General features: G+C 61.1%; 19 protein-coding genes, 6 tRNA genes and 1 other RNA gene. 10 read left to right on the plus strand and 16 right to left on the minus strand.

The genetic code is table 11. The annotated features are described in order from the left end of the window. Positions 1-9: 9 nt before the first annotated feature. Positions 10-1,002: a bile acid:sodium symporter family protein gene (locus ACMGF7_RS14435; protein ID WP_049243164.1), complete on the minus strand. Its 993-nt coding sequence runs from the start codon at positions 1,000-1,002 to the stop codon at positions 10-12. Between the two features lie 97 nt (positions 1,003-1,099). On the opposite strand from ACMGF7_RS14435, the gene ACMGF7_RS14440 reads away from it, so the two are divergent. Then, the gene (locus ACMGF7_RS14440) at positions 1,100-2,020 is read left to right on the plus strand and encodes a LysR family transcriptional regulator (RefSeq protein ID WP_049243165.1); all 921 of its coding nucleotides are present in this window, start codon (positions 1,100-1,102) and stop codon (positions 2,018-2,020) included. Between the two features lies 1 nt (position 2,021). Here the strand turns inward: ACMGF7_RS14440 and ACMGF7_RS14445 are convergent, their stop codons facing one another. Continuing rightward, a complete protein-coding gene (locus tag ACMGF7_RS14445; protein ID WP_420286490.1) occupies positions 2,022-2,489 on the minus strand; it encodes a FlxA-like family protein in 468 nt (155 codons plus the stop codon). 52 nt (positions 2,490-2,541) lie between these two features. Next, positions 2,542-3,090, minus strand: coding sequence for a nucleotidyltransferase family protein (locus ACMGF7_RS14450; protein WP_015378665.1), 549 nt, complete (start codon positions 3,088-3,090; stop codon positions 2,542-2,544). Between the two features lie 159 nt (positions 3,091-3,249). Here ACMGF7_RS14450 and ACMGF7_RS14455 point away from each other — a divergent pair, with 159 nt between their 5' ends. Together ACMGF7_RS14455 and eutC are read left to right on the plus strand one after the other, a co-directional pair. Then, a complete protein-coding gene (locus tag ACMGF7_RS14455) occupies positions 3,250-4,635 on the plus strand; it encodes an ethanolamine ammonia-lyase subunit EutB (protein WP_420286491.1) in 1,386 nt (461 codons plus the stop codon). Continuing rightward, complete coding sequence (gene eutC / locus ACMGF7_RS14460; RefSeq protein ID WP_197800070.1) at positions 4,632-5,423, plus strand: ethanolamine ammonia-lyase subunit EutC; 792 nt, start codon at positions 4,632-4,634, stop codon at positions 5,421-5,423. Before ACMGF7_RS14455 ends, eutC begins: the two co-directional genes overlap by 4 nt. Here eutC and ACMGF7_RS14465 read toward each other — a convergent pair. Beyond that, positions 5,402-6,304: a LysR family transcriptional regulator gene (locus ACMGF7_RS14465; protein ID WP_049188764.1), complete on the minus strand. Its 903-nt coding sequence runs from the start codon at positions 6,302-6,304 to the stop codon at positions 5,402-5,404. The two genes, eutC and ACMGF7_RS14465, sit on opposite strands and share 22 nt — an antisense overlap. A gap of 450 nt (positions 6,305-6,754) precedes the next feature. Between ACMGF7_RS14465 and budA the strand changes: the two genes are divergently transcribed. From budA to ACMGF7_RS14480, 3 genes are all read left to right on the plus strand, one after another. Further along, positions 6,755-7,534, plus strand: coding sequence for an acetolactate decarboxylase (gene budA, locus ACMGF7_RS14470; protein ID WP_004936416.1), 780 nt, complete (start codon positions 6,755-6,757; stop codon positions 7,532-7,534). Between the two features lie 32 nt (positions 7,535-7,566). Further along, positions 7,567-9,252, plus strand: coding sequence for an acetolactate synthase AlsS (gene alsS / locus ACMGF7_RS14475; protein WP_004936413.1), 1,686 nt, complete (start codon positions 7,567-7,569; stop codon positions 9,250-9,252). 140 nt (positions 9,253-9,392) lie between these two features. Next, complete coding sequence (locus ACMGF7_RS14480; protein WP_004936411.1) at positions 9,393-10,979, plus strand: ABC transporter substrate-binding protein; 1,587 nt, start codon at positions 9,393-9,395, stop codon at positions 10,977-10,979. 28 nt (positions 10,980-11,007) lie between these two features. Here ACMGF7_RS14480 and ACMGF7_RS14485 read toward each other — a convergent pair whose 3' ends face one another. From ACMGF7_RS14485 to ACMGF7_RS14525, 9 genes are all read right to left on the minus strand, one after another. Next, positions 11,008-11,814 (minus strand): ABC transporter ATP-binding protein, encoded by an 807-nt coding sequence (locus ACMGF7_RS14485; RefSeq protein ID WP_164095978.1) that lies wholly within the window; start codon positions 11,812-11,814, stop codon positions 11,008-11,010. A 17-nt stretch (positions 11,815-11,831) separates the two neighbouring features. Beyond that, positions 11,832-12,869: an iron-enterobactin ABC transporter permease gene (gene fepG, locus ACMGF7_RS14490; RefSeq protein WP_021505613.1), complete on the minus strand. Its 1,038-nt coding sequence runs from the start codon at positions 12,867-12,869 to the stop codon at positions 11,832-11,834. Next, positions 12,869-13,924, minus strand: a complete 1,056-nt coding sequence (fepD, locus tag ACMGF7_RS14495) for a Fe(3+)-siderophore ABC transporter permease (protein ID WP_015378660.1) — start codon at positions 13,922-13,924, stop codon at positions 12,869-12,871. The genes fepG and fepD overlap by 1 nt, the downstream gene beginning before the upstream one ends. A 214-nt stretch (positions 13,925-14,138) precedes the next feature. After that, positions 14,139-15,146: a Fe2+-enterobactin ABC transporter substrate-binding protein gene (gene fepB, locus ACMGF7_RS14500; RefSeq protein ID WP_004936399.1), complete on the minus strand. Its 1,008-nt coding sequence runs from the start codon at positions 15,144-15,146 to the stop codon at positions 14,139-14,141. Between the two features lie 199 nt (positions 15,147-15,345). After that, a non-coding RNA gene (locus tag ACMGF7_RS14505) (RtT sRNA) lies at positions 15,346-15,469 on the minus strand. Between the two features lie 75 nt (positions 15,470-15,544). Then, positions 15,545-15,620: transfer RNA gene (locus ACMGF7_RS14510), tRNA-Lys, on the minus strand. A gap of 7 nt (positions 15,621-15,627) precedes the next feature. Next, a tRNA-Val gene (locus tag ACMGF7_RS14515) sits at positions 15,628-15,703 on the minus strand. Between the two features lie 39 nt (positions 15,704-15,742). Beyond that, positions 15,743-15,818: transfer RNA gene (locus ACMGF7_RS14520), tRNA-Val, on the minus strand. A 29-nt stretch (positions 15,819-15,847) separates the two neighbouring features. After that, positions 15,848-15,923: transfer RNA gene (locus ACMGF7_RS14525), tRNA-Val, on the minus strand. A gap of 294 nt (positions 15,924-16,217) precedes the next feature. Here ACMGF7_RS14525 and gltX point away from each other — a divergent pair. Further along, on the plus strand, positions 16,218-17,633 hold the full coding sequence (gltX, locus tag ACMGF7_RS14530) for a glutamate--tRNA ligase (RefSeq protein ID WP_273890480.1): 1,416 nt from the start codon (positions 16,218-16,220) through the stop codon (positions 17,631-17,633). Between the two features lie 70 nt (positions 17,634-17,703). On the opposite strand, the gene ACMGF7_RS14535 is transcribed toward gltX, so the two are convergent. Next, a complete protein-coding gene (locus ACMGF7_RS14535; protein ID WP_015378658.1) occupies positions 17,704-18,489 on the minus strand; it encodes a formate/nitrite transporter family protein in 786 nt (261 codons plus the stop codon). Between the two features lie 308 nt (positions 18,490-18,797). Here ACMGF7_RS14535 and ACMGF7_RS14540 point away from each other — a divergent pair. Both ACMGF7_RS14540 and ACMGF7_RS14545 read left to right on the plus strand, forming a co-directional pair. Continuing rightward, a tRNA-Ala gene (locus ACMGF7_RS14540) sits at positions 18,798-18,873 on the plus strand. Positions 18,874-18,932: 59 nt separating this feature from the next. Further along, a tRNA-Ala gene (locus tag ACMGF7_RS14545) sits at positions 18,933-19,008 on the plus strand. A gap of 118 nt (positions 19,009-19,126) precedes the next feature. Here the strand turns inward: ACMGF7_RS14545 and ACMGF7_RS14550 are convergent. After that, positions 19,127-20,314 carry a NupC/NupG family nucleoside CNT transporter gene (locus ACMGF7_RS14550; protein ID WP_004936373.1) on the minus strand — a complete coding sequence of 396 codons (1,188 nt, stop codon included), beginning with the start codon at positions 20,312-20,314 and terminating at the stop codon, positions 19,127-19,129. 377 nt (positions 20,315-20,691) lie between these two features. Between ACMGF7_RS14550 and ACMGF7_RS14555 the strand changes: the two genes are divergently transcribed. Then, positions 20,692-21,927, plus strand: coding sequence for an Nramp family divalent metal transporter (locus ACMGF7_RS14555; protein ID WP_004936371.1), 1,236 nt, complete (start codon positions 20,692-20,694; stop codon positions 21,925-21,927). Positions 21,928-21,968: 41 nt separating this feature from the next. On the opposite strand, the gene ACMGF7_RS14560 is transcribed toward ACMGF7_RS14555, so the two are convergent. Next, complete coding sequence (locus ACMGF7_RS14560) at positions 21,969-22,379, minus strand: DUF2502 domain-containing protein (protein ID WP_004936369.1); 411 nt, start codon at positions 22,377-22,379, stop codon at positions 21,969-21,971. Between the last annotated feature and the right edge of the window lie 203 nt (positions 22,380-22,582).

Raw genomic sequence — 22,582 nt, forward strand, 5'->3', positions numbered from 1 at the left:
CGTCTTTTGTTACCTGCGCGACGCCTGTGCGTTGGGCACCGCCTGTTGCGCCCGCTGCTTGCGCTGGTACCTTTTCGCCAGCACTGCGCAGGTCATCAACTGCACCTGATGAAACACCATCAGCGGCAGCACCATGATCCCCACCGTCGCCGCCGGGAACAGGATATTGGCCATCGGAATGCCGTTCGCCAGGCTCTTCTTCGAGCCGCAAAACACGATGGTGATCTCGTCCGCCTTGCTGAACCCCAGCCAACGTGCCATGTAAGTGTTCACCACCAGCACGATCGCCAGCAGCACGATGCTGCCGCCGACGATAAACGCCAGCGAACCAAGCCCTACCTGATGCCAGATACCGTGCGTCACCGCTTCGCTGAAGGCGGCGTACACCACCAGCAAAATCGAGGTCTGGTCGGTTTTGCCGATCAGCGGGCGATGGCGCTCGATCCAGCCGCCGATCAGCGGCCGCAGCAGGTGGCCAGCGACGAACGGCACCAGCAGCTGCAGCACGATCGAGCCCACCTGCCGCAGGCTGCCGGTATCGCCGTGCACATTCATCAGCAGGCCGACCAACAGCGGCGACACGAAGATCCCCAGCAGGCTGGAGGCGGAGGCGCTGCACACCGCCGCCGCCACGTTGCCGCCCGCCAGCGAGGTGAAGGCGATGGCCGATTGCACGGTGGCGGGCAGGATGCACAGGTAGATGAAACCGGCGTACAGCTCGGGGCTGACGTCGATCGGCGCCCACCAGGCGAACAGCATGCCCAGCGCCGGAAAAATGATGAAGGTGCTGAACATCACCCACAGATGCAGCCGCCAGTTGTTGCTGCCGGCCAGGATGGCCTCGCGCGACAGCTTGGCGCCGTGCATGAAGAACAGCAAGGCGATGGCGGCGATGGTCAGGGCGTTGAGCCAGCCGACGAACTCACCGCGTGCCGGCAGGAACGACGCCAGCAGTACGGTGGCGATCAGCGTCAGGGTAAAACGATCGGGCAGAAATCTCATGGCGGTGCGCTCAGGGTAGAAAATCGATGGGGCTATTCTCACGCGCGGGGATATAATAATTAAATTGATTTATTTAATTCATATATGAATAAAACACATGAATTACTCACTCAAACAGCTGCGGGTGTTTGTCGCCATCGCTCGCCACGGCAGTTTCAGCCGCGCCGGCGAGGCGATCGGTCTGACGCAATCGGCGGTCAGCCACAGCGTGAAAGAGCTGGAAGCGGAGGTCGGCGTTCGCCTGCTGGATCGCACCACGCGTGAAGTGGTGTTGACCGATGCCGGCCTGCGGCTGGCCAACCGGGTCGAACGGTTGCTGGACGAGCTGCAGACCACTCTGCTGGATGTGCGCAGCTTTGGCGTACAGCGCAGCGGTACGGTGCGGGTGGCGACGAGCCAGACCATTTCCGCCCATCTGATGCCGCAGTGCATCGCCGCCGGCGAGCGCCAATACCCGGAGATCCGCATCATGCTGCGCGATCAGGCGCAGCAGCAGGTGCTGCACAGCGTGCGCAACGCGGAGGTGGATTTCGGCATCGTGGTCGATCCGGTGCAGGCGGTGGATCTGGAGTGCGAAGCGGTGCTGCACGAGCCGTTCCTGTTGCTGTGCCGCGACGATCATCCGTTCGCGGCGCAGCAGGCGGTGCATTGGTCGGCGCTGAACGGTTGCCGCCTGGTGTTGCAGGACTATGCGTCGGGCAGCCGACCGCTGATCGACAGCGCGCTGAGGCAGCAGGGCGTGGAGGCGCAGGTAGTGCAGGAAATCGGCCATCCGGCCACGCTGTTCCCGATGGTGGCGGAGGGGATCGGCATCAGCATTTTCCCGGCGTTGGCGCTGCCGCTGCCGGAAGGGGGGCGGCTCCGGGTGCGTCGGCTGGTGCCGGAGATCAACCGCGCGTTGATGCTGGTGCGGCGCAAGAACCGCTCGCTGACGCCGGCGGCGGAGGCCATCTGGCAGGTGGCGCGTCAGCAGGCGGCGCTGCTGCACCAGCGCCGGCAGGAAAACGCGGCATATTGACTCAGATATAGACGTCCACCGCGTTGAGCGGCGTCGGGCGGTTTACGCTGTCGCCGGATTGCGCTGCGGCTTTTGCCATCTGCTCCTGCTGCTGCTTTTCCATTTCTTCTTTCTGGATGCGTGCGATCTCGGCTTGCAACATCTTGATCTGCGCTTCGATCAGCTGTTTCTGCTTTTCGATTTCCTTAGGATCGGCGTCGGAGTCCTTTAGCTCCACCAACTTTTGCTGCAGCGACTGAATCTGCCGGTTCAGCGCCTTGATGCGGGCCGAGGCGCGGCTTTCGTTGAGGTTGACCGGTTCGTCATTGCCGTTGGCGCGTTCTTTTTTCTCCATCTTGCCGCCTTGCGGCTGGTTGTTGACCGGTTTGGCCATCAGCAATTCGCCCTGATGGCCCGGCGCGCTGAACACGTTGCTGACGCCGGGAACGGTATTTTTGATCGGTACGATCATGGTGATGGTGGTCGACATGAATGCTCTCCCTGAGTCGGTATATCGCTGTTCAGGGTATCGGCAGCGGCGGCTAAATCTTTACCTGCCGCAGGCGCGGCCAACGCTGCAGCCAGCCTTTGTCGAGCACGCGCTGGGCATAGGCCGCGCGATCGCCGTTTTTCGCGTTAAAGGTAATGGTGTCGTCGAACAGCGCCGCGAGCCCGAAGGGGGCCACCAGCGTGATGCTGTCGTCGGCGTTCAGGCGCGCGCCGATCGCCGTTTCCACTTCGGTCCAGAAGCTGATGGCCTCTTCGCTGTCGCGATAAGGCGCCCGGCCGCCGCGCAGGTGCATGCGCGCCTGGTTCTTGACCGACCAAGGTCGCGGCAGCCACTGTTGCAAACGCACCTCCAGCATGCGATCGCGCTCAGCGTCCGCACGCTCCGCATCGAAGTGGATCACGTCGATATCGTTGAGCGGCGTGGGCTCCGTATAGCCATGGCGCCGATCCCACACCAGATTGCGCACAAAGCCGGCGCCGAGGCACCAGTCATTCAAGCCGAGCCGGCGCACGGTGCGCAGGGCGGCCATGCGTGCGTTATCTTGTTGCAGCCAGTCGATAATTTGCCGTTGCGGATCCATCACCCCTCCTGTTTTCGCGGCTACTGTAACCCGAAGCGGCAACGGGTGAAATGGGGGAAAGCGTGATGGCGGCGATCGCGTGCAAAATAATTTTCTTTTCCCACTGACTACACTTGGTGCAGGGCTTTTATCTCGTCACGCAGGGCAAGGGAGGGGGCTATGTTTCAGGCAACGGTGGGCCAACGCGGCTATCGCTTTGGCGATCTGCGCCAGCTGATGGCGAAAGCATCGCCGGCGCGTTCCGGCGATTATCTGGCGGAGGTGGCGGCGAAGAGCGCCGAAGAGCGCATGGCGGCGCGCATCGCGCTGGCGGATGTGCCGCTCAAGGCGTTCCTGCAGCAGGTGCTGGTGCCGTACGAACAGGACGAGGTGACGCGCCTGATTATCGACAGCCACGACGCCGCCGCCTTTGCGCCCATCTCGCACCTCACGGTCGGCGATTTTCGCGACTGGCTGCTGAGCGAGCAGGCGGACAGCGCCATGCTGGCGCAGGTGGCCGCCGGCATTACGCCGGAGATGGCGGCGGCGGTAAGCAAGATCATGCGCAATCAGGATCTGATCCTGGTGGCGAAGAAATGCCGGGTGGTGACGCGCTTTCGCAATACCATCGGCCTGCCGGGCCACCTCAGCGTGCGGCTGCAGCCCAATCACCCGACCGACAGCCTGCAGGGCATCGCCGCCAGCATGCTGGACGGTCTGCTGTACGGCAGCGGCGACGCGGTGGTCGGCATCAACCCGGCCAGCGACAGCCTGCCGCTGCTGGAAAAGCTCAACTACATGCTGGACGACGTGATCCAGCGCTTCGCCATACCCACCCAATCCTGCGTGCTGACCCACGTGACCAACACGCTGCGGCTGATGGAGCGCGGCGCGCCGGTGGATCTGGTGTTTCAGTCGATCGCCGGCACCGAGGCGGCCAATCGCGGTTTCGGCATCAGCCTGGCGCTGCTGGCGGAGGCGCAGCAGGCGGCGCTGAGCCTCAGGCGCGGCTCGCTGGGCGATAACGTGATGTATTTCGAAACCGGGCAGGGCAGTTGCCTGTCGGCCAACGCGCATCACGGCGTCGATCAGCAGACCTGCGAGGCGCGCGCCTATGCGGTGGCGCGCCATTTCTCGCCGCTGCTGATCAACACCGTGGTGGGGTTTATCGGCCCCGAATACCTGTATGACGGCAAACAAATTATCCGCGCCGGGCTGGAGGATCATTTCTGCGGCAAGCTGCTCGGCCTGCCGCTGGGCTGCGACGTCTGCTACACCAACCATGCCGAAGCCGATCAGGACGACATGGACACGCTGCTGACGCTGTTGGCCGCCGCCGGGCTGACGTTCCTGATCGGCGTGCCGGGCGCGGACGACATCATGCTCAATTACCAAAGCACTTCGTTCCACGATGCGCTCTATATCCGTGAACTGCTGGGGCTGAAGCACGCGCCGGAGTTCGCCGCCTGGCTGGCGGCGATGAACATCACCGACGAGCGCGGGCGGCTGCGCGACGCCGCCGCCAACCACCCGCTGTTGCTGGCGCTGCAGGGAGAACGGACATGAGCAAACCGGTTCACGTCAACAGTTGGGACTCGCTGCGCGCCTTTACCGACGCGCGCATCGCGTTGGGGCGCACCGGCGCCAGCCTGCCGACCGACGAGCTGCTGCGCTTCGGCCTGGCCCATGCCCAGGCGCGCGACGCGGTGCATCAGCCTTTCGACAGCGAGCGGCTGGCGGCGGATTTGCACCAGGCCGGTTGGCCCTCGCTGGCGGTGCACAGCCAGGCCGCCGACCGCGCCGCCTATCTGCGCCGTCCGGATCTGGGGCGGCGATTGGCGTCGGACAGCCGCAGCCTGCTGCTTGGCTCACCATCGCGCCGTGTCGATCTGCTGCTGGCGGTGGCGGATGGCCTTTCTTCCAAGGCGGTGCACCGCCAGGCATTGCCGCTGCTGCAGGCGCTGCGGCCCTATCTCGATACGCTGGGGCTGAACGTCTCACCGGTGGTGTTGGCGCATCAGGCGCGGGTGGCGCTGGGGGATGAGATTGGCGAATGCCTGCAGGCCCGGGCGGTGGCGGTGCTGATCGGCGAACGGCCGGGGCTGTCGTCGCCGGACAGCCTGGGCATTTATTTGACCTGGGAGCCGAATGCGCGCAGAACGGACGCCGAGCGTAACTGCATTTCCAACGTGCGGCCGGAGGGGCTGGATTACCCGCAGGCGGCGTTCCGTCTGGCCTGGCTGCTGGAGCAGGCGTTCCAGCGGCGGCTGAGCGGCATCGAGCTGAAGGACGAGAGCGACAATCCGGCGCTGCACAACCGGGTGACACCGCTTTACCCCCAGCTGGGCGGCTGACCGAGGGTTTGCTGCAGCAGGGCGGTGAAGGCCGCCAGCCGGGCGGACACCTTCGCCATCGGGCGCAGCAGATAGATGCCTTGCTGCTCATGGCGCGGATCTTCGAGCATCTGAACCAGTTGCCCATTCTGCACGTCCGGCCCCACCACCCAGTTGGGCAGGAAGGCAATGCCGAGGCCGAGCAGCGCCGCCTGGCGCTGCGCGGTGAAGTCGTCGCAGCGCAGCGCCATGGTGCAGCGGCTCATCAGCGCCGCGTCGAGGATCTGCGCCCAGCAGGCCGGCTGCTGTTTGTGGTAGCGGGCGATCAGCCGATGCTGCGGCAACGCTTCCAGATCGCTCGGCAGGCCATAGCGGGCGACGTAGGCGGGGCTGGCGCACATCACCCAGCGTTGCGTGGCGATACGGCTGGCGTACAGCGCGCTGTCCTTCTGTTCGCCGATGCGGAGGGCGGCGTCCAGCCGTTCCTGCGTCGGATCGGTCTGGCGTTCGGTCAGATCGAGATCGATAGACAGCTGAGGATAGCGTTCCGCCAGCGTCGGCAGCAGCGGCAGCACATAGGTTTTGCCGAAGGTCGGCAGGCAGCTGATGCGCAGCGTGCCCTGCGGCGTTTCGTTCAGCGCGTTCAGCTCGGCGTGAATGCCGGTAATGTCCGTCATCAGCGCGGCGGCGCGCGTCAGCAGCAGCTCGCCGGCGTCGGTCAGCAGCAGCCCACGGGTGGAGCGGACGAACAGCGTGGCGCCGAGCGCGCTTTCCAGGGCGTCGATATGGCGCACCAGCGAGGAGGGCACCATGCCCAGCCGGCGAGCGGCGGCGGAAAAGCTGCCCAGGCGGGCCACGTCGAGAAAGATCGGCAGATGTTCAACATAACGGGCGTCATTCATTTTTGCATTATATGCAAAAGCGTTTCTTATGAATACCCGCTTCTCTGTCGGCGGCGCTGCGGCTACTCTGGCTGCGGGTTGACGGCGGCTTCAACGCCGCTGCATCCCGGCCGTATAGAGAGAAAACGCATAAACCTCGCGGCGCTTAGCACTAAATAACAGATGTTTTTCCCAGGCTGCATGAGCCGCCTGCGGAGTTGATTGTCGCTCCAACACCAGATTAACCGTTCAATTTGATATCCGACTCGGCATTAATGATTAGTGAGCCTTTACTTTCACACGTCATGCCGTGGGTTCTGGATATCGGCCGGCCAGCCGTGCCGGTTTTTTTGTCGCCTCAGGCTGAATCGTTCCAACTGATGAGCGCGCCTTGGGGGGCATCTTGGCCCACCGTCGGTGGGTCTTTTGAACGCGCAGGATCGCGATCCCGCGCTGGTGGAGGAGTGAGTCATGAACGAAAAACACGGGTGTTCCTGTGCGCGCCATTTGGCGCAGGGTTTTGCCAGGCAGTCGATCAACGCCGGGGAGGGCGAAATCTATCAAATCTCGCTGATGAGCGCGCTCATCGACGGGGTCTACGAGGGTGAAACCACCATTGCCGAGTTGCTCAAACACGGTGATTTCGGCCTCGGCACCTTCAATCACCTGGATGGCGAACTGATCGCTTTCGACCAGGAAATACACCAGCTGCGCGCCGACGGCAGCGCCCGCCCAGCCGGTTTGCAACAGAAAACCCCTTTCGCCGTCGTCACCTTTTTCCAGCCCAGTATCAGCCAGCAGTTCGACCGGCCGATCACCAAGGCGCAGCTGCACCAATGCATCGATGAACAGGTCGCCTCGCCGAACCTGTTTTGCGCGGTGCGGGTCGACGGTGAGTTCAGCCACGTGGAAACCCGCACCGTGCCGCGTCAGGAACGGCCCTATCGCCCGATGCTGGAAGCGATAGAAGAGCAGCCGACCTTCTCGTTTCATCAACGGCGCGGCACGCTGGTCGGCTTCCGCTCGCCGGATTACATGCAGGGCATCGGCGTGGCCGGCTATCACGAACATTTCGTTACCGACGACCGCAGCGGCGGCGGCCACGTGCTGGATTACCAGCTCGATCACGGCCGCCTGCAGTTCGGCGTCATCACCCGTCTCAATCTTCAGTTGCCGCATGATGCGGATTTCTTGCGCGCCAACCTCTGCCCAGAGGATTTGGATCGCGCGATTCGTTCCGCCGAGGGCTAACCCCGGCGATCGTTTTCTTAGGAGGTGGAACCATGGCACAGGAAAAAACAGGCAATGACTGGCAATGCGGCGCCGATTTGGTGGTGAAAAATCTGGAAGCACAGGGCGTCAAACACGTTTTCGGCATTCCGGGCGCCAAGATCGACCGGGTGTTCGACTCGCTGGAGGACGCACCGTCGATTGAAACGGTGGTGGTGCGGCATGAGGCCAACGCGGCCTTTATGGCGGCGGCGGTCGGCCGCCTGACCGGCAAGGCCGGGGTGGCGCTGGTCACCTCCGGGCCGGGCAGCTCCAACCTGATCACCGGGCTGGCCACCGCCACCTCGGAGGGGGACGCGGTAGTGGCCTTTGGCGGGGCGGTGAAGCGCGCCGACAGCCTGAAGCAGACACACCAGAGCATGGATACCGTCAGCATGTTCCGGCCGGTGACCAAGTATTGCGCCGAAGTGCACGCCGGTTCGGCGATTTCCGAGGTGATCGCCAACGCCTTCCGCCGCGCCGAGTTTGGCCGGCCGGGAGCCTCGTTCGTCAGCCTGCCGATGGATATCGTCAATGAACCGGTCAGCGCGCCGGTGTTGGCCGGCTGCCGCTTGCCGCGCATGGGGGCCGCGGCGGCGGACGACATCCAGGCGGCGGTGAAGCTGATCCGCCAGGCCAAATGCCCGGTATTGCTGCTCGGTTTGCAGGCTAGCCGGCCGGAGAACAGCGAGGCGGTGCGCCATCTGCTGTACCGCACCCACATGCCGGTGGTCGGCACCTATCAGGCGGCGGGAGTGATCGACGTCAATCACTTCGCCCGTTTCGCCGGCCGCGTTGGCCTGTTCAACAATCAGCCGGCCGATCAGCTGTTGCAGAAGGCCGATCTGGTGGTGAGCGTCGGCTATGATCCGATCGAATACGATCCCTGCATGTGGAACAGTCATGGGCGGCTGAAACTGGTGCACATCGACGTGCTGCCGGCGGATATCGATACCTGCTATCGGCCTGACGTCGAGCTGGTGGGCAACATCAGCGCCACGTTGAACATGATGACCGAAACGTTCAATGAGGCGGTCTGCGTGCCGCCGGAGGTGGAGCTGATCCTCACCGATCTCGGCCGCCAGCGCACAGAACTGGCGGAGCGCGCCGCGCGCCGCGGCGGCATGCCGATCCACCCGCTGCGCATCGTCAAGGAGCTGCAGGATATCGTCAGCGACGACGTGACGCTGTGCGTGGACATGGGCAGCTTCCACATCTGGATCGCCCGCTATCTTTACAGCTTCCGCGCCCGCCAGCTGTTGATCTCCAACGGCCAGCAAACCATGGGGGTGGCGCTGCCGTGGGCCATCGGCGCGGCGTTGGTGCGCCCCGGCGACAAGGTGGTGTCGATCTCCGGCGACGGCGGATTCATGCAGTCGAGCATGGAGCTGGAGACCGCGGTGCGGCTGAAAAACAACATCGTGCACGTGATCTGGGTCGATAACGCCTACAATATGGTGGAGATGCAGGAAGTGAACAAATACCAGCGCAAATCCGGCGTGGAGTTCGGGCCGATTGACTTCAAGGCCTATGCGGAATCCTGCGGCGCGGTCGGTTTCGCCGTGCAGTCGGTGGACGATCTGCGGCCGATGCTGCGCAAGGCGATGGCGATCCAGGGGCCGGTGGTGGTGGCCATTCCGGTCGACTACGCCGACAACTATAAGCTGATGGCGCAGATGAACTTCAGCCAGATGATTTAATTTCATCATCGCGTGGTTTCACCGGGGCAGGCCGCTTGCGCGCCTGCCCGTTTTTATGCGCGGAATTTGTCCTTTACATCGCTAACCGCATGATTTATTGCTATCCGTTGGGCTGTTTTTTCACCACTGGGGATAGCGCAATGAAAAGAAAAGCAATAACGATCGGGCTGCTGGCGTTGGCGATTGCCGGCGGCGCGCGGGCCAATACGCTGGTCTACTGTTCTGAAGGCTCGCCGGAAGGTTTCAACCCGCAGCTGTTCACCTCCGGCACCACGGTGGATGCCAGCTCGGCGGCGATCTACAACCGGCTGGTGGATTTCAAACCCGGCACCGTCGAGCTGCAACCCAGCCTGGCGGAAAGCTGGGAGGTCAGCGAAGACGGCAAGCGCTATACCTTCCACCTGCGCAAGGGCGTGGCATTCCAGAGCAATAAATATTTTACCCCCACCCGCGATTTCAACGCCGATGACGTCATCTTCTCGTTTATGCGCCAGAAGGACGCCAACAACCCGTATCACAAGGTCTCCAACGGCGCCTACACCAACTTCGAGTCGATGGAGTTCGGCACGCTGATTGACCGGATCGTCAAGGTGGATGACCACACCGTGCGCTTTGAGCTCTCCCGCGCTGAGGCGCCGTTCGTCGCCGATCTGGGCATGTACTTTGCCACCATTTTATCGGCGGAATATGCCGACGCGATGCTGAAGGCCGGCACGCCGCAGCGGGTGGACAACGATCCGATCGGCACCGGGCCGTTCCAGCTGGTGCAGTACCAGAAGGACGCAAAAATCCTCTACAAGGCGTTCGACCGCTACTGGGAAGGCAAACCGAAGATCGATCGGCTGGTGTTCTCGATCACGCCGGATGCGACGGTGCGTTACGCCAAACTGCAAAAGAACGAGTGCCAGGTGATGCCGTTCCCCAACCCGGCGGATCTGGCGCGCATGCGGCAGGACGGCAACCTGCAGGTGATGGAAAAATCCGGCCTGAATATCGGCTTCCTGGCGTTCAACACCCAGAAGAAGCCGTTGGATAACGTCAAGGTGCGCCAGGCGTTGGCGCTGGCTGTCAACAAGCCGGCGATCATCGACGCGGTGTTCCACGGCGCCGGCCAGCCGGCCAAGAATCTGCTGCCGCCGACCCAATGGGGCAGCAACGCGCAGCTTGAAGATTATCCGTATTCGCCGGAACGGGCGAAGCAGCTGCTGCAGGAGGCCGGGCTGGGGCAGGGGTTCGATATCGATCTGTGGGCGATGCCGGTGCAGCGGCCCTATAACCCCAACGCCAAGCGCATGGCGGAGATGATCCAGGCCGACTGGGCCAAGATCGGCGTGCGCGCCAAAATCGTCACCTTCGAGTGGGGCGAGTATTTGCAGCGGATTAAAAACGGCGAGCACCAGACCGCGCTGATGGGCTGGACCACCGCCAACGGCGATCCGGACAACTTCTTCGGCCCGCTGTTCACCTGCGCTTCGCTCGGCGGCTCCAACTCGGCGAAATGGTGCTACAAACCGTTCGACCAGTTGATCCTGCAGGCGCGCGAGGAGAACGATCACGCCAAACGGGTGGCGATGTATCAGCAGGCACAGGTGGTGATGCACGATCAGATGCCGGCGCTGATGATCGCGCACTCGACCATCTTCGAACCGGTGCGTAAGGAAGTAAAAGGCTACGAGATAGACCCGTTCGGCAAACACATCTTCAAACAGGTGTCGCTGGAGAAATAACCACGAGGCCGGGTTAACCCGGCCTTTTTCATGCCTGCGGCGCGTCGCAGTGATAGCGGCCGCGCGGGATCACCAGCGGCGTGTGGGACAGCGGATCGTCGATGATCATGCACGGCATGCCGAACACCCGCTCCACCAGTTCGGCGGTGATGATCTCCGTCGGTTTCCCTTCCGCCACGATCTTGCCGTCGCGCATGGCGATGATGTGATCGGCATAGCGGCAGGCGTGGTTGAGATCGTGCAGCACCGCGATCAGGGTTTGACCGCGCTCGCGGTTGAGCTGGCGGAACAGATCCAGCAGCTCGATCTGGTGCGCGATGTCCAGATAGGTGGTCGGCTCATCCAGCAGCAGCAGCGGCGTTTGCTGCGCCAGCGCCATCGCCACCCAGACGCGCTGACGCTGCCCGCCGGACAGCTCGTCGACGCTGCGATCCGCCAGCTGGCTGACGTTGGTGGCCGCCATGGCGGCTTCCACCGCCTGTTTGTCGGCCTGCGTCCATTGTTTCAGCAGGCTTTGGTGCGGATAGCGGCCGCGCGACACCAGGTCCGCCACGGTGATGCTGTCCGGCGCGATCGAAGTTTGCGGCAGCAGCCCAAGCTCGCGCGCCAGCGCCTTGGTGGCGAAGCTGCTGATGTTCTTGCCGTCCAGCATCACCTCGCCGGCGCTGGGTTTCAGCAGGCGGCACAGGGCGCGCAACAGCGTCGATTTGCCGCAGGCGTTCGGCCCGACGATCACCGTGAAGGCGCCGTCGGGGATCGCCACGCTCAGATCGTCAGCGATGATTTTATTGTCGTAGCCCAGCTTCAGGTGCGAGGCGTGCAGGCGGTGGCTCATGGCATTATCACTCTTCATTATCTGCGGGCCTCTCGGATGAGCAGCCAAATCAGGTACAGGCCGCCGATGCAGACGGTCACAACCCCGACCGGCAGTTGGATCGGCGCGAAAAGATGTTGGGACACCACGTCGGCGCCGAGCAGCAACGCCGCGCCCATCAGCGCCGAGGAGGTCAGGGTGACCGAGGATTGGCCGGCGAGGCGACGGGCGATCTGCGGCGCCGCCAGCGCGATAAAGGAAATCGGCCCGGCGGTGGCGGTGACGGCGGCGGTGAGGGTAACGCCGAACAGCATCAGCCACAGCCGGCTGCCTTCGGCGTTAACGCCCAGCGCGCGCGCCGTGTCATCGCCCATTTCCAGCAGCTGCAGCCGTTTGCCCATCAGCAGCGCGGCCGCGGCCGCCAGCACGATGAACGCCGTGGCGGGCTGGGCTTTTTGCCAGGTCATGCCGTTGAGCGAACCGGCCTGCCACATGGCGGCGTCCATGGCGCGCTCGAGCGAGGCGGTGATGATCAGCCAGGTGTTGGTGGAGACCAGCACTGCGCTGATGGCGATGCCGACGATGATCAACCGGAAGCCGGCGATGCCTTGCCGCCAGGCCAGCAGATAGATGGCCAGCGCGGCGAGAATGCCGCCGGCCAGCGCGCCGCCGGCGATGTAATAGTAGCCGCCGTTGAACAGGGTGATGGCGATCAGCGCGCCGGTGTAAGCCCCCATGTTAAAGCCGATCACGTCCGGGCTGCCGAGCGGGTTGCGGATAATTGACTGGAAAATGGCGCCGCTCATGCCGAGCGCGGCGCCTAACAACAGCGCCATGGCGATGCGCGGCAAGCGCCATTGGGTGACCACGGTGACCAGGTTTTTCGGCGCCTCGCCGCTGAGCGCGGCAAAGACTTGCTCCAGCGAGAGCTGCAGCGTGCCGTAGCACAGGGCGGCGACGGCCATCGCCAGACACAGCGCCAACAGTGAAAGGTTGACCAGCAGCAGGCGCAGCGGCAGGCGCCCGTTGATGACGCCGTCCGGGCGGCCGATATGCAGCGTATGCGGCAGACTCATCACAGACCCCCCAGCGTTTTCTTGCGGCGCACCAGCCAGATCAGCACCGGCGCGCCGATGAAGGCCGCCACGATGGAAACCCGCAGCTCACCGGCCGCCAGCAAGCGGCCGACCACGTCGGCGCACAGCAGTAAAATCGGCGCCAGCAGCATGGAGTAGGGCAGGATCCAGCGCTGGTCGGGGCCGACCCACCAACGGGCGATATGCGGCACCATCAGGCCGATGAAACTGATTGGGCCGACGGTGGCGGTTGCCGCGCCGCACAGCAGCGTGATGGCGATCACCGCGATTACCTGAGTCAGCACCACGCGCGCGCCGAGTGCGATAGCCAGATCTTCCCCCATACCGATGGTATTCAGCGGCCGGGCGATGAGCAGCGTCAGCAGGCAGCCGAGCAAAATGGCGGGGGCGGTGACTGGCAGCGTGGACAGCGTGCGGATATCCAGCGTGCCGGCCTGCCAGAAGCGCAGTTGGTCGAAGGTTTGCGGATCGATCAGCGACAGCCCGGTGGTGATGCCGAGCAGCACCGCGCCGATAGCCACGCCGGCCAGCGTCAGCCGCACCGGGTTGATGCGCCCGCCCGCCAGCGTGCCGATCAGGTAGACCAGCAGGGTGGTGAGGGCTGCGCCGGCAAAGGCGTAGGCCATGTAGCTTTCGGTGGTGGCGGCGCCGAAAAACATGATGCCGATGACCACGGCGAAGCTGGCGCCGGCGTTGATGCCGAGCACGCCGGGATCGGCCAGCGGGTTGCGCGTCAGCGCCTGAATCAGCGCGCCGGCGGCGCCGAGCGCCATGCCGGCCAGGATGCCCGCCAGCGTACGGGGCACCCGGGCATTGAGAATGATGGTGCTGTCGGAACCGCTCGCGGCGCCCTGCAGGCTGAGCCAGACGGTATGGAAGGGGATGGCTTTGGAACCCAGCATCAGGCTGGCCATGATGCACAGCAGCAACAGCGCCAAACCGATACCGAACCCGGCGATGCGTTTGAAGCCACTGGCGTAAGCTGCGTGCGGTGCGGACGAAAGCGTCCGCTCAGTCGGAGTGGGTACGTTCACACCGGTAACTCCTGTATGATTTTTATTCTCATTGTTATTTGCGTTCATGCGGGGGGCAATAGTAGCACGAGTTTACGCCCGCATGCACCCGCCGGTTGGTGGCAAAGGTGCGTGGACGATGTTAATAACTATTGATATTTCAATTGATTGAATGTGAACGTTCGCCCCGCTTGCGGAAAGTGTCGGCAGGGGGCTGACCTGCCGACGGCGTGATTCAGGGCTTTTTGAACAACCGTTCGATTTGATTCAGCATGTTGGTGGCGCTGTAGTAATCGAGGCGGAAGGTGTCGTTGCCGACGGCGTAGACGTGCCGCTGTTCCACCGGCTCCAGATGTTTGAGGAACGGGTTGGTCAGCACCTCTTGCACTTTGCGCTCATTGGTGGCGAACAGGATCAGGGTTTTGCCATTCAGACCTTCGGCCATTTTTTCGCCGGAGATCTGGATGATGTCATGGCGTTTACCCATGCTGGTGTTGCCTTTGGCGCTTTCCGGCGGGGTGGCCAGCTGGAAGCCGAGCTGGGTCAGCAGTTTGCCCTGGGCAGAACCCGGCGTCCACAGCATGGCCTCGCGGCCGTTGTCGGCATACACCAGCGGAGTGGTGGGCTGCGGCGGCAGCGCGATCGCCTGTTTCACTTGCTCCACGCGCTGCTCGAAACGATCTTCCGCCTGTTTGGCGCCGGCTTCATGACCGGTGATCTCGCCGAGCTCGCTGGCCAGCTGTTGCCAGCTTTTGTCGCCATAGTCGAGCACCAGAGTCGGCGCAATGGCGGACAGCTGGTCATAAAGTTTCAACGCCGAATCACCGCCGGTCGCGGCGACGACGATCAAATCCGGCGCGGCGGCGGCGACGGCCTCGGCATTGGGCTCCACCTGGTACAGCCGCTCGACGTGGCGCTGTTTGGCCACCTCGCTCCACTGGGTAAAGAAACCTTGTTTATCGGCCACCAGGGGATTTGGGCTGGTGGCGGCGCTGGCGACCACCGGGGCATCGATCGCCAACAGCGTGCCGGTGATGGTGACGCTGGTGGACACGATGCGCTGCGGCGGTTTTTCCAGCGTGAATTTCCCTTTGACGCTGTCGATGGTGCGCGGCCAACTGCCGTCGGCTGCGGGGGCGGACGGTTTCTGTCCGTCGCTCTTGTCGTCCGGGCCGCAGCCGCTGAGCAACAGGCTGGAAGTGGCGATAAATGCAATGAACAGCTGGCGTAAGGATAGGGTCATGAGCGGGCTCTTTCTTTCCTTGAACTAAGGCGTATCAATCCGGCGGCGGATTGACTGCGTGGTGGATGCCGGCTAATTTACCATTCAAGCCGCCAAAATGATAACCATTCGTATCTCAGCGCGTGGTGAAGGAAAGAATAGAAAGAAGAAGCGGAGTGACAGAAACGAAAAAAGCGCCAAAAGGCGCTTTTTTCTGAATTGGTGGGTCGTGCAGGATTGATTCGGCCTGTGGCCTCACCCTGCGGGCAACGCTGCGCGTTGTCGTATCGCTGCGCGATGCTCGAACCTCTACGGTTCTTCATCCTGCACGACTCGGTAAACTATGCCTGCGAGAAGATGAAGTCGGGAGCAGGTGGCGCAGAAACGAAAAAAACGCCAAAAGGCGCTTTTTTCTGAATTGGTGGGTCGTGCAGGATTCGAACCTGCGACCAATTGATTAAAAGTCAACTGCTCTACCAACTGAGCTAACGACCCGCAGAAGTGGTGGGTGATGACGGGCTCGAACCGCCGACCCCCTCCGTGTAAAGGAGATGCTCTACCAACTGAGCTAATCACCCACTTCAGGACTTCCAGGTTACTGCTAAACGAGAGAATGATGGTGGGTGATGACGGGCTCGAACCGCCGACCCCCTCCGTGTAAAGGAGATGCTCTACCAACTGAGCTAATCACCCTCATTCGTTCTCATTTTTTCTCAACAAGATGGTGGGCGATGACGGGCTCGAACCGCCGACCCCCTCCGTGTAAAGGAGATGCTCTACCAACTGAGCTAATCGCCCCGTCTTGTTGGAGTCGCATTATAGGGATAGTTCAAAGTGAGTCAACGGTTTTTAAAATGATTTCAATCGTTCGCCGCAAATTTAGGCAGGGCGCGATAATAATCGCCAGCAGCGCCGATTCTTTGCGCGATGCTATGCGAAACTCGCCGCAAAACGCGCGAAATCGACCGGTGCAATATCGTGTCGGCGTTGAGGAATTAGCGCGTGGTGATACAATGTCGTCCACTCTTTTTTCAATTCCGAGCAATCGTCGGCAACCGCCGACACGCGTTGCGTAATAAGGCAGTGAACCCAATGAAAATCAAAACCCGTTTTGCACCGAGCCCGACCGGCTATCTTCACGTCGGCGGCGCGCGTACCGCACTTTATTCCTGGTTGTTCAGCCGCCATGCGGGCGGTGAGTTCGTTCTGCGTATCGAAGATACCGATCTGGAACGTTCTACCCAGGACGCGATCGACGCAATTATGGATGGCATGAACTGGTTGAACCTGGATTGGGATGAAGGCCCGTACTTCCAGACCAAGCGTTTCGATCGCTACAACGCGGTCATCGACGAAATGCTGGATCAGGGCACGGCCTATAAATGCTATTGCTCCAGGGAGCGTCTGGAAGCGCTGCGCGAGAAGCAGATGGAAAATGGCGAAAAGCCGCGTTACGACGGCCACTGCCGCGACAGCCAGTGCAGCCACACCGACGACGAGCCGCACGTGGTGCGCTTCCGCAACCCGCAGGAAGGGTCGGTGATCTTCGACGATAAAATTCGCGGCCCGATCGAATTCAGCAACCAGGAGCTGGACGATCTGATCATCCGCCGTACCGACGGTTCGCCAACCTATAACTTCTGCGTCGTTGTCGATGACTGGGACATGGAAATCACCCATGTGATCCGCGGTGAAGACCACATCAACAACACCCCGCGCCAGATCAACATTCTGAAAGCGCTGGGCGCGCCGGTGCCGGAATACGCGCACGTGTCGATGATCCTCGGCGACGACGGTAAAAAGCTGTCCAAACGTCACGGCGCCGTGGGCGTGATGCAGTACCGCGACGATGGCTATCTGCCGCAGGCGCTGCTGAACTACCTGGTGCGTCTGGGCTGGTCCCATGGCGATCAGGAGATCTTCTCCATCGACGAGATGAAAGAGTTCTTCACGCTGGAAGCGATCAACAAATCCGCCAGCGCGTTCAACACCGAGAAGCTGCAGTGGCTGAACCATCACTACATCAACCATATGCCGGCGGAAGAAGTGGCGGTGCATCTGGCGTGGCACGTTGAGCAACTGGGTCTTGAAACCCGCAACGGTCCGGAACTGAAGGACATCGTCAAGCTGCTGGGCGAGCGTTGCAAGACGCTGAAGGAAATGGCGGAGTCTTGCCGTTACTTCTACGAAGACTTCAGCGAGTTCGACGCCGACGCCGCCAAGAAACACCTGCGCCCGGTTGCACGTCAGCCGCTGGAAGCGGTGCGCGCCAAGCTGGCCGCCATCACCGTCTGGACGCCGAAAAATGTGCATGATGCCATTCAGGGTACGGCGGACGAGCTGGGCGTCGGCATGGGCAAGGTTGGCATGCCGCTGCGCGTGGCGGTGACCGGCGCCGGTCAGTCGCCGGGCATGGACGTGACCGTGCATGCGATCGGCCAGAAGCGTTCGCTGCAGCGCATCGATATGGCGCTGGCTTATATCGCCGAGCGTGAAGCGCAGGCCTGATTAGGCTGATACGCTGTCCATAAAGAAAAAGCCCCGAGGAGCAATCTCGGGGCTTTTTTCATGGCGGTTGTCAGGCGTGTTCGCTGGCCGGCAAACCGGGGCGATAGGCGAGGAAATACATCAGCCCGACAAAGCCGGCGCCGCCCAGCGCATTGCCGAGAAATACCGCGACGAAATTAGGCAGGTACTGTTCCCAGCCCATGCCGCCGGCGAAGATGGCCGCCGGAATGATGAACATGTTCGCCACCACGTGTTGGAAGCCGATGGCGACAAAAGCCATGACCGGGAACCACATGCCGATCACTTTGCCCGGCACATCTTTGCTGGCGAAGGCTAACCACACCGCCAGGCATACCAGCCAGTTGCAGCCGACGCCGGAGATGAAGGCGTGCAGGAAGTCCGCATCCACTTTGGCCTGCGCGATCGCCAGCGTCTTATGTAAAAACGCGCCTTCGGTCAGGCCCAGCAGGTGGCCGAAGAAGTAGGCGACGGCCACGCTGCCGGCGAAGTTGGCCAGGGTGACCCAAAACCAGTTGCGTAGCACGGCGATGGCGGGAATTTCACGGGCGAACCAGGCCATTGGCAAGGTCATCATGTTGCCGGTCAGTAGTTCGCCGCCGGCCAGAATGGTCAGGATCAAACCGATAGGGAACACCGCGGCGCCCAACAGCGCGCCGAAAGAGCCCCATTCGGCCGGCAGGGTGCCGATGACGTGAATATCCAGCAGGAAGCCGGTGGCGATAAAGGCGCCGGCGAGAAAGCCCAGAATCAGCAGATTAGCGAGCGGGGCGCGGCTTTTGTTTACCCCGGCCTGAACGGCGAGGGCGGCGATTTCTTTTGGTGAATGCAAAGACATGACGGACTCGGTTTATAGTAATGAAGTTTATGGCGCGGGCAGTCTATGCCGCTCGGGAGTCCGACTCAAGCGCATTTCGCTAACATTCCGTTAATTAAAAATCAACGTGATATGCAGGGTCTTTCGCCATTTTGAGATGTAGCGCGCAAAATGGATGAACTCTGCGCAAAGTGATGATTTTTTGGCGCCAAAGATGCTGATTTGGCGGCTTTTTCAACGCTTGATTCAGTAATTCAATTTAGCCGTTGACAGCTTTGAGCGGGTTTCATATTATGCGCCCCGTTCACAGCACAAAGTGATTGTGGAACGGGGCTATAGCTCAGCTGGGAGAGCGCTTGCATGGCATGCAAGAGGTCGACGGTTCGATCCCGTCTAGCTCCACCAATCTTCTTCTCAGAAAGGTTGGGGATACCGTAACGCCGGTCAAAGCGTACCACTTTTGTGGGGCTATAGCTCAGCTGGGAGAGCGCTTGCATGGCATGCAAGAGGTCGACGGTTCGATCCCGTCTAGCTCCACCACCATTTAAAAAGCCGACCTTAGGGTCGGCTTTTTGCTTTTCGTCATTCAACTATTGCCGAATAACAACCAATAAAAAAGGCGCCCGCAGGCGCCTTGTTATCGCAGTTGGTTCGAGGCTTAGCCCAGCACCAGACCCGCGATGGAAGCGGACAGGATGCTGACCAGCGTAGAGCCGTACACCAGCTTCAGGCCAAAGCGTGACACCACGTTGCCCTGGTGTTCGTTCAGGCCCTTGATCGCACCGGCCACGATGCCGATGGAAGAGAAGTTGGCGAAGGACACCAGGAACACCGACAGGATCCCCAGGCTGCGCGGCGACAGCTCGGCAGAGACTTTCTGCAGTTCCATCATGGCCACGAATTCGTTGGAAACCAGCTTGGTGGCCATGATGCTGCCAACCTGCAGGGCTTCGTGCTTAGGAATGCCCATGATCCAGGCGAACGGATAGAAGAAGTAACCGAGGATTTCCTGGAAGCTCAGGCCGAAAATGGCGCTGAACACACCGTTGAGCGCGGCGATCAGGGCGATGAAGCCAATCAGCATCGCGGCGACGATAATCGCTACTTTGAAGCCCGCCAGGATGTATTCACCCAGCATTTCAAAGAAGCTCTGGCCTTCGTGCAGGTTGCCGAGGTGCAGCTCTTCTTCTTTATTGGTGTCGTACGGGTTGACCAGCGACAGCACGATAAAGGTGCTGAACATGTTCAATACCAGCGCCGCCACCACGAATTTGGCATCCAGCATGGTCATATAGGCGCCGACGATGGACATGGAAACCGTAGACATCGCGGTCGCCGCCATGGTGTACATGCGCTTTTCCGACATCTTGCCCAGGATATCCTTGTAGGCGATGAAGTTTTCGGATTGCCCCAGGATCAGCGAGCTGACGGCGTTAAACGACTCCAGCTTGCCCATGCCGTTCACTTTCGACAGCACGGTGCCGATAATGCGGATGATGAACGGCAGCACCTTGATGTACTGCAGAATACCGATCAGCGCCGAAATGAAGACGATCGGGCACAGCACCTTCAGGAAGAAGAACGCCAGGCCTTTGTCGCCCATGCCGCCGAACACGAAATCAGTCCCTTGTCCCGCAAACCCGAGCAGTTTGTCAAACAGCGCGGCGAATCCTTTTACGAAGCCCAAACCCGCTTCCGAATGCAGGAAAAAGTAGGCCAGCAGTACTTCGATAACCAGTAGTTGAATAACATAGCGAATGCGGATGCTTTTACGATCGCGGCACACCAACAGGGCCAGGATCGCTACCACCACTATCGCCAACGCAAAGTGCGCAATATGGGACATGTTTGCTCCAAATTTGAGGCAGGCTGAATTTCGGCTGTCATTTTATGTAACGCTACGTTTAAAAACGAGACTTCTATTGCAAATATGGAAAATCATAGTGGGAGTTCTCCTAAAGTGTTGCGCAAAAGCATAAAAAATCAAGATGTTAAAGCAGCAATAGGAAATTCGTATTCTTGTGCTAACCTGTCTTTCAGGGGGATTGCAGCCAAAATCCCATCAGAAAAGCACGGAAATCGGCAAGCTCCGCGCTGAACCCTTCGATAAAACCGTTAATGTTGGCTATTACAGAGATAAGTTTTACCGCTCTAAATGCGCTTGATAATTATTATCATTTATATAGAGTGGAGATAAACGTAATTTCAGTAAGGGTTCAACATATGCTGAACAGTCGCGTGGTTGAAACCACCTCCGGTCGCTCCGCCAGAAAAATCAAACTCTCGCTCATGGGGCCCGCCTTCATCGCCGCTATCGGCTATATCGATCCCGGCAACTTCGCCACCAACATCCAGGCCGGCGCCTCATTCGGCTACAGCCTGCTGTGGGTGGTGGTTTGGGCCAACGTGATGGCGATGCTGATCCAGCTGTTGTCCGCCAAGCTGGGCATCGCCACCGGGAAAAATCTGGCCGAGCATATTCGCGATCGCTTTCCGCGGCCGGCGGTGTGGGCCTATTGGGTACAGGCGGAGATCATCGCCATGGCGACCGATCTGGCTGAGTTTATCGGCGCGGCGATCGGCTTCAAGCTGCTGCTCGGTGTCTCTCTGTTACAGGGCGCAGTGCTGACCGGCATCGCCACCTTTTTAATTCTGATGCTGCAAAAACGCGGGCAAAAGCCGCTGGAGCTGGTGATCGGCGGGCTGTTGTTGTTCGTCGCCGCCGCTTACATCGTCGAGCTGGCGTTCTCCCAGCCGCAGTTGGCGCCGCTGCTGAAGGGGATGGCGCTGCCCGATTTGCCTAACGGCGATGCGGTATTCCTGGCTGCCGGGGTATTGGGCGCCACCATCATGCCGCACGTGATCTATCTGCATTCGTCGCTCACCCAAATCGGCGGCGAGCACGACAAGGCGGAACGCTATGCCGCCACCAAAGTCGACGTCGCCGTGGCTATGACCATCGCCGGTTTCGTTAATCTGGCGATGATGGCCACCGCCGCCGCCGCGTTTCATTTCAGCGGCCACAGCGGCATCGCCGATCTCGACGTGGCTTACCTGACGCTGCAACCGCTGCTCGGGCACGCCGCCGCCACCGTGTTCGGCCTGAGCCTGGTGGCCGCCGGCCTCTCTTCTACCGTGGTGGGCACGCTGGCGGGGCAGGTGGTGATGCAGGGGTTCGTGCGTTTCCATATTCCGCTGTGGCTGCGGCGCGCGGTGACCATGCTGCCGTCGTTTATCGTCATCATGTTGGGGATGGATGCGACGCGCATTCTGGTGCTGAGCCAGGTGCTGCTCAGCTTCGGCATTGCGCTGGCGCTGGTGCCGCTGCTGGCTTTCACCGGCAATCGGGCGCTGATGGGGGAAATGGTCAACGGCCCGCTGGTGCAAAATCTGGGCAAGCTGATCGTACTGGTGGTGGTTGGGTTGAACGGCTACCTGCTGATCGGCAGCGTGCTGTAAGCGAAAACAGTGCGGGCCGGCGTTGCGCCGGCCCGTCGTCGTTAATCGCGGTCGTCATCGCCGTGGCGGCGCCAGCGATCGCGGTCATGATCGTGATGGTGCTTTTTCTCTTTCTTCCAGTGGTGCTTATCGTAGTGTTTGTCGTATTTACGATAGCGTCCTTCATGATAGTAATAGTGTTTACGCCAGTAGTCGCCATCGCGCCAGCGATAGCCGTCCCAGTAGTAACCGCGACGGCTGCGGTCGCCGAGATAACGGCCCTGATGGCCTTGCCACCAGTCGCGATCCCGCCAATCGTAACCGTCCCAGTAACGGCCGCGGTTATCCTGATCGCCGATGCGCAATGAAACGCCCGGCATCAGATCGATGCTGATCCCTTCGGCATGCGCCTGCTGTGCGGCGGGCAGTACCGTCGCCGCCAAAATGGCGGCCAAGAGCAGAGGTTTAAACATGGCTTCTCCTTCCCGCTTGCGCGGCCTGGCCGTTTGTCACTTTATGAAGCGCGTTCATCAGTTTAAAAGCGGCCTTATCGTTATTTTTGCTGCAATATCGGCATCATAGCGCCGGCATATAGGGTTGAATCTGAGAGCCACTCTGAAAATGATGCAGGAGGTTAAGATTTGAGATTTTTCTGGAGTATCGCCGCTCGATTGAA

The sequence above is a fragment of the Serratia sp. BNK-17 genome (assembly GCF_048684935.1).
GTDB classification, from domain to species: Bacteria; Pseudomonadota; Gammaproteobacteria; order Enterobacterales; family Enterobacteriaceae; genus Serratia; species Serratia nematodiphila.

Bases quoted from the DNA above. Each gene is read 5' to 3' on its own strand.
- ACMGF7_RS14485 (WP_164095978.1), bottom strand. From the start codon at position 11,814: ATGAGCCACCGCCTGCACGCCTCGCACCTGAAGCTGGGCTACGACAAT.
- ACMGF7_RS14440 (WP_049243165.1), top strand. From the start codon at position 1,100: ATGAATTACTCACTCAAACAGCTGCGGGTGTTTGTCGCCATCGCTCGC.
- ACMGF7_RS14555 (WP_004936371.1), top strand. From the start codon at position 20,692: ATGCTGAACAGTCGCGTGGTTGAAACCACCTCCGGTCGCTCCGCCAGA.
- alsS (WP_004936413.1), top strand. From the start codon at position 7,567: ATGGCACAGGAAAAAACAGGCAATGACTGGCAATGCGGCGCCGATTTG.
- fepG (WP_021505613.1), bottom strand. From the start codon at position 12,869: ATGAGTCTGCCGCATACGCTGCATATCGGCCGCCCGGACGGCGTCATC.
- ACMGF7_RS14445 (WP_420286490.1), bottom strand. From the start codon at position 2,489: ATGTCGACCACCATCACCATGATCGTACCGATCAAAAATACCGTTCCC.
- ACMGF7_RS14450 (WP_015378665.1), bottom strand. From the start codon at position 3,090: ATGGATCCGCAACGGCAAATTATCGACTGGCTGCAACAAGATAACGCA.
- ACMGF7_RS14535 (WP_015378658.1), bottom strand. From the start codon at position 18,489: ATGTCTTTGCATTCACCAAAAGAAATCGCCGCCCTCGCCGTTCAGGCC.
- ACMGF7_RS14480 (WP_004936411.1), top strand. From the start codon at position 9,393: ATGAAAAGAAAAGCAATAACGATCGGGCTGCTGGCGTTGGCGATTGCC.
- ACMGF7_RS14465 (WP_049188764.1), bottom strand. From the start codon at position 6,304: ATGAATGACGCCCGTTATGTTGAACATCTGCCGATCTTTCTCGACGTG.
- ACMGF7_RS14435 (WP_049243164.1), bottom strand. From the start codon at position 1,002: ATGAGATTTCTGCCCGATCGTTTTACCCTGACGCTGATCGCCACCGTA.
- fepB (WP_004936399.1), bottom strand. From the start codon at position 15,146: ATGACCCTATCCTTACGCCAGCTGTTCATTGCATTTATCGCCACTTCC.
- eutC (WP_197800070.1), top strand. From the start codon at position 4,632: ATGAGCAAACCGGTTCACGTCAACAGTTGGGACTCGCTGCGCGCCTTT.
- ACMGF7_RS14455 (WP_420286491.1), top strand. From the start codon at position 3,250: ATGTTTCAGGCAACGGTGGGCCAACGCGGCTATCGCTTTGGCGATCTG.
- ACMGF7_RS14550 (WP_004936373.1), bottom strand. From the start codon at position 20,314: ATGTCCCATATTGCGCACTTTGCGTTGGCGATAGTGGTGGTAGCGATC.
- gltX (WP_273890480.1), top strand. From the start codon at position 16,218: ATGAAAATCAAAACCCGTTTTGCACCGAGCCCGACCGGCTATCTTCAC.
- ACMGF7_RS14560 (WP_004936369.1), bottom strand. From the start codon at position 22,379: ATGTTTAAACCTCTGCTCTTGGCCGCCATTTTGGCGGCGACGGTACTG.
- budA (WP_004936416.1), top strand. From the start codon at position 6,755: ATGAACGAAAAACACGGGTGTTCCTGTGCGCGCCATTTGGCGCAGGGT.